The sequence below is a fragment of the Vibrio sp. 10N.261.51.A4 genome, from assembly GCF_041471945.1.
In the GTDB taxonomy this organism is placed as follows: domain Bacteria; phylum Pseudomonadota; class Gammaproteobacteria; order Enterobacterales; family Vibrionaceae; genus Vibrio; species Vibrio crassostreae_C.
In genome coordinates this window covers 53,923-67,835 of sequence record NZ_JBFRPJ010000008.1, presented here as the reverse complement: position 1 = coordinate 67,835, position 13,913 = coordinate 53,923, and the positions used below count along the sequence as shown (strand labels likewise).

The window sequence follows — 13,913 nt, the reverse complement described above, 5'->3', positions numbered from 1 at the left end:
GAGGCCGTCTTTAAAGTGTGCGAGCGCAAGTAAACGCATCTTCATCTGAATGGTTTTTTGCTGGCTCGCAAGCTTTTTGAAGTCAGTGTTATTAAGGCTATCCATGGCTAAATTTCACAATAATTCATCAATCTTAATTAGATCACATTTTTACTTTAATTGGTATAATTCACTAGCTACCACCAAAAACTTAAGTACGATATGCACCTAATCCTAAATGGCGACTAATATAATGAGTAAGCGTCAGTAATTTGGGATTATTATGAGGTTCTTTTTTGCACTGGTTGTATTCTTTTGTTCATTTTCTCTATCAGCAACTTCGTGGGAAAAAGAGAGTCACCCTACTAAAAATTCACCCTCATCAATTGGAAGCTATGCCAATGGCTGTCTAGACGGCGCACAGGCTTTGCCTATTAATGGTTTGGGGTATCAGATCATTCGCCCTCAAAGAGAGCGCTACTATGGCCATACAGAAGCTATAAAGTTTATTGAGAGGTTAGGAGTCACGACCAGCGAGAAGCTCAATACTAATTTATTGATCGGTGATATTTCTCTTCCCAGAGGAGGGCGCTTTTCTTCAGGTCATTCAAGTCATCAAATAGGGTTAGATATTGATATATGGCTAAGGTTAACCAGTAAGAGGTTGTCAGAGAACGAATTAGCTGTGCCTAAACCTGTGAGCGTTGTGGATCTTACCAACTACAAATTGCGTGAATCGAATTGGACCGATGATCATTTTCAAGTTATTCGTTATGCGGCGAAAGATGAAAAAGTGGTGCGTATTTTTGTTCATCCAGTGATCAAGCAAACCCTTTGTGAACAAGAAAACTCTGACGCTAATGATAGAGCTTGGTTAGGCAAAATAAGACCTTGGTGGGGACACCACTCCCACTTCCACGTTCGTTTAAAGTGTCCTGAAGGCAGTTCAAACTGCATAGCTCAAGCGAGCCCTCCTAAAGGTGACGGTTGTGGAGATGAACTTGCAAGTTGGGCTCCAAAGACTGTTCCAGTTCCACCTCCTAAAAAAGTAGCGAAAACTAAGAAAAAGAAAAAAGTTAAAGTGATGCCAAGTCAGTGTTTGGCCTTGATATCGAATAAGTAATCCTGTTCATCGAGGCTTTTTACAGTGGTACTGCCACTGGTTTTTTCGACTCTAAAACTGGAGAAATATCACACTTTTGTCTAGAGTTTATAAACACGAGATTAAGAACATCGTTTGATATTAATAAAAGCAATAACGGTATCAGCAAGGGCGATGGCGAATTTGACAAGGTTTGGTCAGGGATTGAGTGTTTTGGGGTGAAAGATGCGGCTTATATGCAGTATGCGAAATCAGAGTCTGATACCCGTCGATAGATAATTCAAGGATAAGACTATGACTATGATTTGTGCGAAGGAATTTTCAGAATGGTTAAGACATAGGTTCAACGCTGAAAGCTCGGGTATTTCAATTTCAAGAGATGACATCAATCAGCTAACAGGCAGACAACGTTTAGACCCTAGTTTCGTAAATGATGTTCACTATGAATTGATGCAGTATGGAATGGCATTTGTGACCGATACCAGCAGGGAAAACTTTTATCTTGTTCCTATAGCTCAATCAATAAACTGGCGAGAACGACTCGAATATCAATTTGAAAAAGAGCTCTTCTGCAATATTTATCCAATCGGAAAATCAGGATGAAAAAAAAGGTTCAACTTATGGTTAAGTTGAACCTTTCTTCTTTTAGGTCAAGCCTTGAATGATAACAAACTTCTCAAGTAGCTCGTCATCAGTTTCAATATGGTTTGGGTCAGTGATGATGCATTTTGTAATCGGACACACTGACTGGCATGTTGGCTTTTCATAGTGACCTTTACACTCTGTACATAAATCAGGATCGATCTCGAAGATGCTGTCGCCCATAGTGATTGCACCATTTGGGCATTCAGGATCACACATATCGCAGTTTATGCACTTGTCAGTAATTAACAGAGCCATTATTTTCTTCTCAAGTAAGTCGCTTAAGTAAAAATTATTTGCCTGATGCGTTACGTGTATCTTGGCCTTCGCTCAAGTTACGCATCAGCAAGCCGTACTCTAGATCTAGATCTGCTGGTACAGGAATAAATACAAAGTGACCGTTACCTTTCGCATCGTCGACCGCTTCAGATTTGCGGTTTTCCATAACTTCTAGTTTGAAAACAACGTTACCTTTCGGTGTCATCATTTCTAAGCTGTCGCCTACTAGGAACTTGTTCTTCACTTCTACTTCCGCTAGGTCACCACGGCGCTTACCTGTGAACTCACCAACAAACTGTTGAGTGTCAGAGATAGAGTAACCGTACTCGTAGTTTTGGTATGTATCGTGTGTATGGCGACGTAAGAAGCCTTCAGTGTAACCACGGTGAGCTAGGCTCTCTAGTGTACCCATTAGGCTTTCATCGAATGGTTTGCCTGCCACTGCATCGTCAATAGCTTTACGGTAAACCTGAGCAGTACGTGCACAGTAGTAGAAAGACTTAGTACGACCTTCAATCTTCAGAGAGTGAACACCCATCTTCGTTAGGCGCTCAACGTGTTGGATTGCACGAAGGTCTTTTGAGTTCATGATGTAAGTACCATGCTCATCTTCAAACGCTGCCATTTTCTCTTCTGGCTTGTGTGATTCAGAAAGCAGAACCACTTCGTCTGTTGGTTTACCAAGGCCTAGTGTGTTGTCTGGACGCTCATCTTGAACTTCAATGTCTTGCGTTTCTACTTCTTGAATAGCAACACCAGTAGGGTTTGCTTCAACGATCTGACCGTTTTCGTCTTCTTTCGCTGCTTCTGTTTTGTATTCCCAGCGGCAAGCGTTGGTGCAAGTACCTTGGTTTGGATCGCGCTTGTTCATGTAACCAGAAAGCAGACAACGGCCTGAGTAAGCCATGCAAAGAGCTCCGTGAACAAAGATCTCTAGCTCTGTTTCTGGGCAGTGTTCGCGAATCTCTTCGATCTCTTCAAGCGATAGCTCACGAGATAAGATCACACGCTCAACGCCTTGAGTTGACCAGAACTTAACGGTCGCCCAGTTTACTGCGTTTGCTTGAACAGAAAGATGGATTGGCATTTCAGGGAATGCTTCACGAACCATCATGATAAGACCAGGATCTGACATGATAAGCGCGTCAGGGCCCATGTCTACAACTGGTTTGAGGTCGCGAATGAATGTTTTTAATTTAGAGTTGTGCGGCTGAATGTTACATACAACATATAACTTTTTGCCTTGAGCATGAGCTTCATCGATACCAATTTGTAGGTTTTCGTGATTGAACTCGTTGTTACGAACGCGAAGGCTGTAACGTGGCTGGCCTGCGTAAACTGCATCTGCACCGTAGGCGAATGCGTAACGCATGTTTTTGAGGCTTCCTGCCGGTGATAATAGTTCAGGTACAAATGGTTTTTGTGTAGTCATTGCTTCGTTCTCTAATCTGATCTCAAGTCAGGTTGATACCACCAAGTGATATCAAAGGGGCGCAAATTTTACGCTAAAATGAGTTTGGTTGATAGCCCTAAAGATAGCAATGACATTAACAAGAGGGCAGAGAGGCAAATATAAGTGGGAACTTAGCGAGAAATAAGCTCAGACACCCTTAGCACCTGAGCTTATAGTTTGACTGATTAAGCGTTAGGTTGAGTTAACCCGCCTAATGATTCAAATAGGTTTGGAAGGAAAACACTGAACTCACCACAAAGTAGAGAGAAGTCTGCATCAAAACGCGCAGCTTGATCTTCACGAGGAATATCGTCGTTTTCGTCTTTGAGCTCATCACTGAATTTCAGGCGCTTGATGCTGCCATCTTCTGCAAGAATGAACTCAATACGGTCTTGCCAGTTGATAAGAAGTTTTGTCACCATCTTATTGGCTTCGATGTGGTTTTTAATCTCATCCGCTTCTAGTTCTTGTTTCTTAACTCGAACAATACCGCCGTCTTCTTGAATAGATTTTAGCTCTGCTTCATCAAGCATAGTGATACCTTGAGGCGTATCGCCAGACTTAACCCATTCAGTTAACGTTGTTTCAATCGCTTGCTCTGGAATCGCAGGCACTACTGGTAGGCTACCCATTGTTTTACGTAGTAACGCCAATGCATCTTCCGCTTTTTTGTAGCTGCTAGCATCAACCACGATGAAACCTTCTTTTGGCATGATCAGCGCGTAAGTGAAGTTACTGCGACTGAATGCGCGAGGAAGCAGGTCAATGATGATGTCTTCTTTTAGGCTGTCTTTCTCTTTCTTTTTCAGAGGTGTACCAGACTCTGCCTCAAGCGTTTCTACTTTTGCGTTCAATGATTCTTTGATCACAGAAGCGGGTAGCATTTTCTCTTCTTTCTTTGCACAGATAAGAATGCGGTTTTCTGATACGTGCGTCATCATATCGCCATGTCTACCCATTGCGTGTACCCAACCAAACTTCTGTTTGTCTTGGCTACCACAAGGAGTAAAGCGGAATTCTTCAAGTTGTTTCTCTAGCTGATCTGCGTTGAAATCAATATCACGGTTGAAGCGATAGACTAGGCAATTTTTAAACCACATATATTTTTCTCATACCTTTTTAGAAGTGCCTCATGATATGAGATCTAATTCGATTTGTCCTTAGCTCTGTATCAAAAATTATAAAGTGAAATGTTTGAGACAGTTATATGAAAATTTGTTTTCAAAGGTCACAAAAGTGTCATAATTAACTCAGATAATGCAATGCGTTGATTAAATACAAAGGCTATTCAATTATGTCGAGAAGGATTCTGGTCGTTGAAGATGAAGCACCTATTCGTGAGATGCTGTGTTTTGTACTTGAACAAAAAGGCTACCAAGCAGTAGAGGCTGAAGATTACGATACAGCGGTAAACAAGCTATGTGAACCTTTCCCAGATCTAGTATTACTAGATTGGATGCTACCTGGTGGTAGCGGGATAAACTTTATCAAGCACATGAAGCGTGAAGAGTTAACTCGCAACATCCCAGTGGTGATGCTAACAGCTCGTGGTGAAGAAGAAGATAAGGTTCGCGGTTTAGAAGTTGGCGCTGACGACTACATTACCAAACCGTTTTCGCCAAAAGAGCTTGTTGCTCGCCTTAAAGCGGTGATTCGTCGTGTAACACCAACGGCATTGGAAGATGTGATTGATGTACAGGGCCTTAAATTAGACCCAGTATCACACCGCGTGACCGCAAGTGAAGGTCCAGTTGATATGGGACCAACAGAATTCAAAATGCTGCACTTCTTTATGACGCACCAAGAGCGTGTATACAGCCGAGAGCAGCTGCTTAACAACGTTTGGGGTACCAATGTTTACGTTGAAGACCGAACGGTTGATGTACATATTCGACGCCTGCGTAAAGCGCTTGAGTCTGCAGGTCACGATAAGCTAATCCAAACGGTTCGTGGCGCTGGCTACCGTTTTTCTACAAAGGCTTAATGTGGCTTCGCTGCCCAGTTTACGGAGTCCTGAATGGTTGAAAAGTTAACCTGGAAAAAGCTGGCTTGGGAGCTGGCTTTTTTTTACGCACCATGGGTTTTAGTCGGATGGATATTCGGTTACCTACCTTGGTTGCTGCTGGCTGCTACGGTATTGCAGCTCGGCTGGCATCTACACAACCAAATGCGTTTGTCCGCATGGCTGTGGGATGAGAAGCGTCTAACTCCACCTTCAGGCTCTGGGAACTGGGAATCTCTGTTTAACGGTATTTATCGTATGCAGCAGAGACAGCGTCGCAAACGCAAAGAACTGACTAACCTTATCCGCCGTTTCCGTAACGGTGCAGAATCGCTTCCCGATGCCGTTGTGGTATTTCGCGGTGAAGGCAATATCGTTTGGTGTAACAAGCTAGCTCAGTATTTGCTGGGCTTTCGTTGGCCAGATGATTCAGGTCAACCGATCTCGAATTTGATTCGTACTCCAGATTTTATTAAGTACCTTAATAAGCAAGATTTCTCTGAGCCATTAGAGATGCCTTCTCCATTGAATGTGGAGCGTATGCTCGAGCTGCGTATTGTGCCGTATACCGAGGGTGAACACCTGATGGTGGTACGTGATGTGACCCAGCTTAAGCAGTTAGAAGGCATGCGCCGTAACTTCTTCGCTAACGTTTCTCATGAATTGCGTACGCCGATGACCGTCCTTCAAGGTTACCTTGAAATGACCGAAGATCCAGACATGATCGTTGGCCCAATGTGGACCAAGGCGCATGGCGTAATGACTGAGCAGCTCAATCGAATGAACAGTTTAGTTAATCAACTACTCACGCTTTCGAAAATTGAAGCGGCGCCAATGCATGAGTTGGATGAAGTGGTCAACGTTCCGGCGATGCTTGAGGTTCTTGAGAAAGAAGCGGCGAGCCTTAGCGGTGAGCGCGAACATAAGCTTGAGTTTGATATCGATAAGAGCCTACGAGTTCTTGCCGATGAAGACCAATTGAGAAGTGCGATATCGAATTTGGTTTATAACGCGGTTAAATACACACCCGCAGGTGCAACGGTCAAAGTGCGTTGGTATCAAACCAGCCAAGGCGCGTGCTTAGATGTGTCAGATACTGGTGATGGTATCGAGCCACAACACTTACATCGACTCACAGAGCGTTTCTATCGTGTAGATAAAGCACGCTCACGTGATACCGGTGGTAGTGGTCTTGGATTGGCGATTGTGAAACATGCGCTTAGTCACCATGACTCACATTTAGAAATTCAAAGTGAAGTAGGAGTCGGTAGTCGATTCCATTTCACATTACCAAATCGACTGACAGTGTCATGAGTTGTTTGACACGCAGGATGCGTTTGCCAATCAGCTCATTATTAGCGTTTGCTTTGGCCAACCCTGTTCATGCCGAACTGGGTGTCGACTCTCTTCCTGATTATTCTAAGGTTCCGGGCATTTCTGGGAGCTTATTATCGGTAGGTTCGGATACCTTAGCGGGCATGACGACGTTATGGGTGGAAGAGTTTAAATCTTACTACCCGAACGTTAACGCTCAAGTCCAAGCATCTGGTTCTTCTACTGCGCCTCCAGCCTTAACCGAAGGTACTGCCCATCTAGGACCAATGAGTCGTCCGATGCGCTTGCGAGAAGTAGAGGCGTTTGAAAGAGAACATGGTTATAAACCGACAGCACTGCGAGTGGCGATCGATGCGATTGGACTTTTTGTGCACAGAGATAATCCTATTGAGGGGCTCAATTTCCGTCAGATTGATGGCATCTTTTCCGAGACATTACGCTGTGGTGCGACGAAACCGCTGAACGATTGGCAAGATCTAGGCGTCGACCAACCTTGGGCGAAACATCGATTCCAGCTGTTTGGGCGCAATTCCGTTTCGGGAACCTATGGCTATTTCAAACAAAACGCATTATGTGGTGGTGACTTTAAGAACCGAGTCAATGAGCAGCCAGGTTCTGCATCGGTTGTACAGTCGGTCGCATCATCAATCAGCGGCATAGGTTACTCAGGTATTGGTTATCGTGTCGCTGGCGTTAAGCTAATTCCTATTGCTGAGCATGGTTCTGATTATGTAGAGCCGACTCGAGCGAATATCTTGAGTGGTGATTACCCTCTATCACGCTTTCTTTATGTATACGTGAATAAACACCCAGATAAACCGCTTTCTCCCGTTGAGAGAGAGTTCCTCACTTTTGTGTTCTCAAAGCAAGGACAAGAACTTGTAGAGAAAGATGGCTATTTAGCAATACCGTCTGAGTTCGCAGAGCAAGAGTTGGCAAAAGTCGGGCTCTGATTGAGGCTACGATAAACTTAGATAAGAAACGTATGAACAGCTTGCGATGTCGCAGGCTGTTTTAATTTTGACTGTTCGTTATTTTAGCTTCAACGACCATCCTGCATTTTGCCAACGTTGTTGCTCTTCTCTGAGTTCACAATCAAGCAGTTGGTTTTGGGCCAACCAATTGCTGTTAGATCCTTTCAATTCCCAGTTATCTTGTTGTTCAATCGTTAGAGTTACGTCTGGAGTTAGTGCTTGATTTCGCTGACGGTTGAGTAAGATAGCGAGTCTCAATATACGAATCAGCAGGGTGATTTGTTGTTGGGTAAACAGAGAAAGTTCCGGCAAATCTTGTAGCTTGAGCGATTTTCTTTGATAGCGAACCAATGTTGATATAAAACGCTGCTGCTCAGTATTGAAGCCTGGCATTGTCGTGTGCTTAAGCAGATAGGCCGAATGGCGGTGATAACCTTGGAATGCAATGCTTTGTCCTACCTCATGAAGCAACGCAGCCCAACCAAGCAGATCATACAGCTCATTAGTGACCGCAGTTGTCACTTGAGGTTGCACTTGTTTCAGCAATGCAAGGGCGAGCACTTTCACTTTCTCGCCATGAGTTACGTCTACATGGTATCGAGAAACGAGCGTTTCGGCAGTTCTTGTTCGAACATCAATATCTTTAAACCGATCCTCCATGTCATATAGAACGCCTTCTCTCAGGGCACCATCAGAAAAATGTAACTCCTTGATGTCTAGCGTATCCATGGCTGCTGAAAGAATGGTGACGCCTGCAGCAAATACAGGCTTTCTCTCATCACTTAAGCCTGAAAGATTTAAGGTGTTGGATGATGAAAACTCACATAAGTGATTCTTCAAATAAGACAGGCGTTGGGGCGTAATGAGACCGTCGGTGAACCCTAAGCCAATGAGTACCTCTTTTATTGATTTAGCAGTCCCTGATGAGCCAAAAGCGATTCCCCAAGGGGCTTTTGTGTATTCTTCAATCAATGGCATCAATAGACGAGTAGCTGAGGTATAAGCATCTGAGAAGTGTCGTGAAGTTAGCCCTTCGTCAGCAAAGAAACGTTGAGTGAAGTTGACGCATCCCATCGGTAAACTGCGCATAATTAGAGGAGTAAAGCCTTGTCCAGCAACGAGTTCGGTACTGCCACCACCGATATCAATAACCAACTTAGATTCAGAAGCGGTTTGAGTGTGCTCTACACCGTTATAGATTATTCGAGCTTCTTCTTGACCGGAAATGATCTCTATTGGAAAAGGAAACAGTGGTTTGGCTTGCTCTAAGAAGTCTTTAGCGTTTTTGGCTTTTCTTAGGGTATGAGTCGCAACAACTCTGACATCATCAAGCTCAAAATCCGCCAGTCGCTCTGCGAACACCTTGAGGCATTCTAGGCCTCGCTCGATAGCGCTTTCGGATAGGACGTTACGTTCATCCAATCCATCACCTAATCTCACTTTCTGTTTGTGTCTGCTGACTAATTGCAGGTGTTGATCGAATACTCGGGCAACCACCATGTGAAAGCTGTTCGAACCCAAGTCGATAGCGGCAATACATCGAGAATGTTTGTTATCAATTAGCGGCATGATTTCTTCTCTTGTTTGTACTTCTTGCGAGCAAGTTTCTCCATACGTTTAATATAGTGGTAAGTGGAGAGTTGTGACGTCGGGTAATCAAGTGGGTTTGCTGGTGGTTGTATGTAAGGGTTGCTCATCGCTTGGTCTAGCACTCGAGCTTTGTTGCTGTCATCGAAATGAAACTCGGTGATATCGATAATGGTTTGCTTGATCTTTGGATCTAAAATTGGAGCTGCAACTTCGATGCGGTGATCAAAGTTTCGTGTCATCCAGTCAGCGGAAGATATATAGACCTTCGGCTTTCCAGCGTTACCAAATATCATCACTCTCGGATGTTCGAGAAAACGGTCGACCACACTGACAATCTCAATATGGTCACTGATGTTGGGTATGCCAGGGACAAGAGAGCACATGCCGCGAATGACCATTCTCACTTTTACATTGGCTTGGCTAGCCTGATAAAGCTTTTCAATGATCTCTCGATCGACCAAATTGTTGAGTTTTAGAGTGATGTTCGCAGGCTTACCTTCTATCGCATTTTGTATTTCGTTATCTATCAACTGATACAGACGTTTTCTTGTATTCTTCGGTGACACAATCAGTTGTTTGAACTGGGACTTTTGATAAGGATTTTCAATGTACTTAAAGACTTGCCTCACCTCTTGAGTCAAATCTTCATTCGCAGTGAGCAGAGAAAAATCGGTATATACGCGCGCTGTCACTTCATGAAAGTTGCCAGTGCCAATATGGGCATAATGCTCGGTATGCTTGCCTTCTTTTCGTTTGATGAGCAGCAACTTGGAATGGATCTTCAAACTTGGGATGCCATGGATGACTTTTACACCCGCTTCTTGAAGTTTCTTGGTCCATTGAATGTTGGCTTGCTCATCAAAGCGTGCTTGCAGCTCGACAACCACAGTGACCTTTTTGCCATTGTGTGCTGCATCGATGATCGAGCTGAGGAGTTTTGAGCCTTCCGCAACACGGTAAACGTTTATTTTTATGGAGGTTACCTTGGGGTCAAAGGAAGCCTGCCTCACGAGTTCAGTGATGTGATTAAAGGTGTGATAAGGGTAATGCAACAAGATGTCACGAGCTTTGATCGCTTCGAAATAGTTAGGGTAGTGGCTGAAATGCGCGCACTTAATCGCGGGTAGTGGACGATTAACTAAATCACGTCGATTAAGGCTTGGGAACTCAGAGAAGTGTTTGAAGTTATGATAGCGACCACCCGCAATGACACTGTCATAGTCAGATAGTTTAAGTCTGACTTGTAAGAAGTTGAGCATTTCAGCGGGCATCTCTGACTCATAGATCAGACGGATCGGCAGTGCCGTTAAGCGCTGTTCTAAACCTAATGACATCGATTCTAATAGGTTATTTTCGTTGTCCTCTTGCAGATCATAATCGGCATCACGTGTCATTTTTATCGCAAAGCAACGCAATGAGTCATACTCAAAGAATCCTTTAAGCAAGTCATCCAAACAAAATCGAACTATATTATCTAACAAGATCAAAGTTGTACGCTGCGAACCCGAAGCTTCCGGTAACTTAACAAATCGAGGGAGTGCCTCTGATGGGATTTCGAGTAAGACATATTGAGAAGATGCCTCACGCTCGATGTCGATGGCTAAGTAACTTTGTTCGTCTTTGAGAATATTGAGTAACTGGCTATCTTCGTTCAAGAGAAGCGGTGTTAAGTGTGGCAGCACTTTTTTCTTAAAGTACTTTTTTATCCAGCCACTTTGTTCTTCGCTGATTTGCTGTTCGTTGACCAGAAAAATACGATTGCGTGCCAATTCCAGTAGCAAGTCGTTATACAGTTCATGGAATTGAGCATCGAGCTTGCTTGCTTTGCTCTGCATTTGAGTTAGTAGGCTTTTCGGCGAGTTGGAGGTTAGCTGTGGATCTTGAAGTAAGATCTTTCGCTTCACATCAGCAAATCGGACTTTGTAAAACTCATCGAGGTTTTTCGAGTAAATACCTAAAAAACGAACTCTTTCGATTAAGGGAACTGACTTATCTGCCGCTTCTTGGAGCACTCTTTCGTTGAAGGATAACCAGCTAAGTTCTTTTGTGACATAGTCTTTTTCCATCGAGATGAGAATCCTTGAGTACTGGCTATAGAGCTGATTACTTTAAATTAGAATGGCAAAATTCACAAAATCTATGATCTTACTTTAAGAAATATGGTCAACAAACTTGTTATTAGTTTCAGTTGTTTAACGTAACTTGTAATATAATTGTCATCTAACGTACATATTATGTCAGTAGCTAAAAAAAGGTAGATAAACAGATGGCTTCAGCCCAATTTTCATTGAAAGAGCGTGACAAAAAAAGATGGTTGAAAGATCGTCTCGTCCGTTTTTCAGTGACATGTGGTGCCGTCAGTGTTCTAGCTGCTCTGGTATTGATCTTTGTTTACTTGGCGATGGTCATTTTACCGGTGTTTTCTGATACTGGTTTAGAGACAGACCAAGCCGTAAAGACCGTTGCTGTAGAAAAGCCTATCGCCTTATCTGTTGATGAATACGGTCAGCATGCATTTACTATCGAAAAATCTGGCTTGGTGCAGTTTTGGGATTTAGAGTCTCAAAATACACACTCTTACTTTGAGCGAAATGTTTTAGCCAATCCTGTTGCCTTCTCTCGAAATACCCCATCAGAAAACTGGTTTGCCTTTGCCGATAGTGCAAGCAACCTTACTTTTTTCTATCCTGAGTATAGTGCGCCTGTGCTGCAAAAGGGCAGTGAAGCCGATCCTAAAATTGAGCAAATCGATCTCCCAGAACCATTTTTAAATGATGAACCCTCAAATGGGGCGACGATCGACAAATTCGCGTTCTCTAAGAATGGACGTGGGATTACGGTTGCCGCGCAGTTAAGTGACCAACGAGTCTTGGTTAAGTGGTATCAGAGTGACCTTACTGGTCAGTATGTTTTTCAGAAGAGCCAATGGCTATCGGATAAGCTGGGCTTGCAACAGCAACTGCTTGTCACACCTGATGGGCAAACTTTATACCTACGAGCACAATCGGATTTGGTTGTTTTGAAACTATCAGATAACGGTTTTGATGTTCGTGAAGTGATTGATCTTAGCTTGAATGATGCGAAACATTCCGTGAAAAGCATCGATTTACTTTCTGGTGCATACTCGTTGTTGGTTACGCATGAGGACGGACAGGTTTCTCAATGGTTCGATGTACTCAAAAATGAAAAACGTAGCCTGACCCATATTCGAGACTTCCAACTTGCTGAACAAGTGCAATTTATTCTTCCTGATACTTATAGAAAGGGTTTTTATAGCTTCTATAAGAACGGCACATTACAAAGCCACTATACGACCAGTGAAAAGCTGTCTTTGTTTGAACGAGCCTTTGATAAATCACCACAACTAGCCGCTATGTCTGCTAATGAACTGCATCTGGCGACTTTGATTGATGGCACCATCAGTGTGGCTAAAGTCGATAATGAATACCCACAAATCTCATTCTCATCGCTTTGGCAAAAGGTCTGGTATGAAAGTTACCCTGAACCGCAATACGTTTGGCAATCAACCTCGGCGAATGATGACTTTGAAGAGAAATTCAGTTTAGTACCTATCACATTCGGTACTATCAAAGCCGCTCTGTTTGCGATGATGTTTGCCGTGCCGGTTGCTGTGCTCGGAGCTATTTACACCGCTTACTTTATGTCTCCACGCATGCGAAGAGTCGTGAAGCCTTCGATAGAGCTGATGGAAGCTCTTCCGACCGTGATCATCGGATTCTTGGCTGGGCTTTGGTTTGCTCCAATCGTTGAGACACATTTAACAGCTGTCTTCTCATTAATGGTGTTATTACCACTGAGCACACTGTTGACTGGACTTGTTTGGTTCTGTTTACCGAAGATGGTAACGGGTCGCTTCTCTAATGGTTGGCACGCGCTGATATTGATTCCAGTATTGGTGGTTACAGTAGTTGCTGTGTTTGCTGGTGGAAGCAACATTGAAGCCTTATTGTTTGGTGGTGATATTCGTACCTTCTTGGCCAGCTATGGCATCGACTTTGACCAACGCAATGCGCTGGTGGTTGGTTTTGCTATGGGCTTTGCGGTCATCCCAACGATTTTCACTATTGCTGAAGACGCTATTTTCTCTGTACCTAAACATTTATCTGATGGCTCATTAGCGTTGGGTGCGACGGCGTGGCAGACGCTTATTTATGTGGTGTTATTGACGGCGAGTCCAGGTATCTTTTCAGCGGTTATGATGGGCCTAGGTCGAGCGGTTGGCGAAACCATGATCGTCTTGATGGCGACAGGTAACACTCCAATTCTTGACTGGAATATTTTGGAAGGGATGAGAACCTTATCGGCAACGATTGCTGTTGAGCTACCAGAATCAGAAGTGGGCGGTTCTCATTTCCGCTTGCTGTTCTTGGCTGCACTCTTGCTGTTTATCTTTACATTCGCGGTGAACTCAGTTGCTGAGTGGGTTAGACAAAGACTGAGAGATAAATATCGTGCGCTGTAGTTTTAAAGGTTTGTCTCAATGTGTATCAATGGCTTTTAGTGGTTTGGCTAGCGAATCTCAAGATCTTTGTGGAT

General features: G+C 43.6%; 11 protein-coding genes. 6 read left to right on the top strand and 5 right to left on the bottom strand.

The genetic code is table 11. The annotated features are described in order from the left end of the window. Nucleotides 1–262 precede the first annotated feature (262 nt). Together mepA and AB4384_RS03255 are read left to right on the top strand one after the other, a co-directional pair. Complete coding sequence (gene mepA, locus AB4384_RS03260) at nt 263–1,102, top strand: penicillin-insensitive murein endopeptidase (protein ID WP_372128873.1); 840 nt, start codon at nt 263–265, stop codon at nt 1,100–1,102. A gap of 273 nt (nt 1,103–1,375) precedes the next feature. Next, the gene (locus AB4384_RS03255) at nt 1,376–1,684 is read left to right on the top strand and encodes a hypothetical protein (protein WP_017062536.1); all 309 of its coding nucleotides are present in this window, start codon (nt 1,376–1,378) and stop codon (nt 1,682–1,684) included. A gap of 42 nt (nt 1,685–1,726) precedes the next feature. On the opposite strand, the gene AB4384_RS03250 is transcribed toward AB4384_RS03255, so the two are convergent. From AB4384_RS03250 to rdgC, 3 genes are all read right to left on the bottom strand, one after another. Further along, nucleotides 1,727–1,981: a YfhL family 4Fe-4S dicluster ferredoxin gene (locus AB4384_RS03250; RefSeq protein ID WP_004735061.1), complete on the bottom strand. Its 255-nt coding sequence runs from the start codon at nt 1,979–1,981 to the stop codon at nt 1,727–1,729. A gap of 34 nt (nt 1,982–2,015) precedes the next feature. Further along, nucleotides 2,016–3,434: a tRNA 5-hydroxyuridine modification protein YegQ gene (yegQ, locus tag AB4384_RS03245; protein ID WP_017062848.1), complete on the bottom strand. Its 1,419-nt coding sequence runs from the start codon at nt 3,432–3,434 to the stop codon at nt 2,016–2,018. A 206-nt stretch (nt 3,435–3,640) separates the two neighbouring features. After that, nucleotides 3,641–4,555 carry a recombination-associated protein RdgC gene (gene rdgC / locus AB4384_RS03240; protein ID WP_372128872.1) on the bottom strand — a complete coding sequence of 305 codons (915 nt, stop codon included), beginning with the start codon at nt 4,553–4,555 and terminating at the stop codon, nt 3,641–3,643. A 194-nt stretch (nt 4,556–4,749) separates the two neighbouring features. Between rdgC and phoB the strand changes: the two genes are divergently transcribed. From phoB to AB4384_RS03225, 3 genes are read left to right on the top strand one after another with little or no spacing between them, the layout of a single operon-like run. Then, entirely contained in the window at nt 4,750–5,439 is a 690-nt protein-coding gene (phoB, locus tag AB4384_RS03235) for a phosphate regulon transcriptional regulator PhoB (RefSeq protein ID WP_004735064.1), read from the top strand. A gap of 33 nt (nt 5,440–5,472) precedes the next feature. Then, the gene (gene phoR, locus AB4384_RS03230; RefSeq protein ID WP_004740365.1) at nt 5,473–6,771 is read left to right on the top strand and encodes a phosphate regulon sensor histidine kinase PhoR; all 1,299 of its coding nucleotides are present in this window, start codon (nt 5,473–5,475) and stop codon (nt 6,769–6,771) included. 17 nt (nt 6,772–6,788) lie between these two features. After that, nucleotides 6,789–7,745, top strand: a complete 957-nt coding sequence (locus tag AB4384_RS03225) for a PstS family phosphate ABC transporter substrate-binding protein (RefSeq protein WP_122081864.1) — start codon at nt 6,789–6,791, stop codon at nt 7,743–7,745. 78 nt (nt 7,746–7,823) lie between these two features. On the opposite strand, the gene ppx is transcribed toward AB4384_RS03225, so the two are convergent. Together ppx and ppk1 are read right to left on the bottom strand one after the other, a co-directional pair. After that, a complete protein-coding gene (gene ppx / locus AB4384_RS03220) occupies nt 7,824–9,335 on the bottom strand; it encodes an exopolyphosphatase (RefSeq protein ID WP_372128871.1) in 1,512 nt (503 codons plus the stop codon). Further along, complete coding sequence (gene ppk1, locus AB4384_RS03215) at nt 9,326–11,422, bottom strand: polyphosphate kinase 1 (protein WP_372128869.1); 2,097 nt, start codon at nt 11,420–11,422, stop codon at nt 9,326–9,328. Before ppk1 ends, ppx begins: the two co-directional genes overlap by 10 nt. 200 nt (nt 11,423–11,622) lie before the next feature. Between ppk1 and AB4384_RS03210 the strand changes: the two genes are divergently transcribed. Then, nucleotides 11,623–13,839, top strand: a complete 2,217-nt coding sequence (locus AB4384_RS03210; protein WP_102320720.1) for an ABC transporter permease subunit — start codon at nt 11,623–11,625, stop codon at nt 13,837–13,839. Nucleotides 13,840–13,913 lie beyond the last annotated feature (74 nt).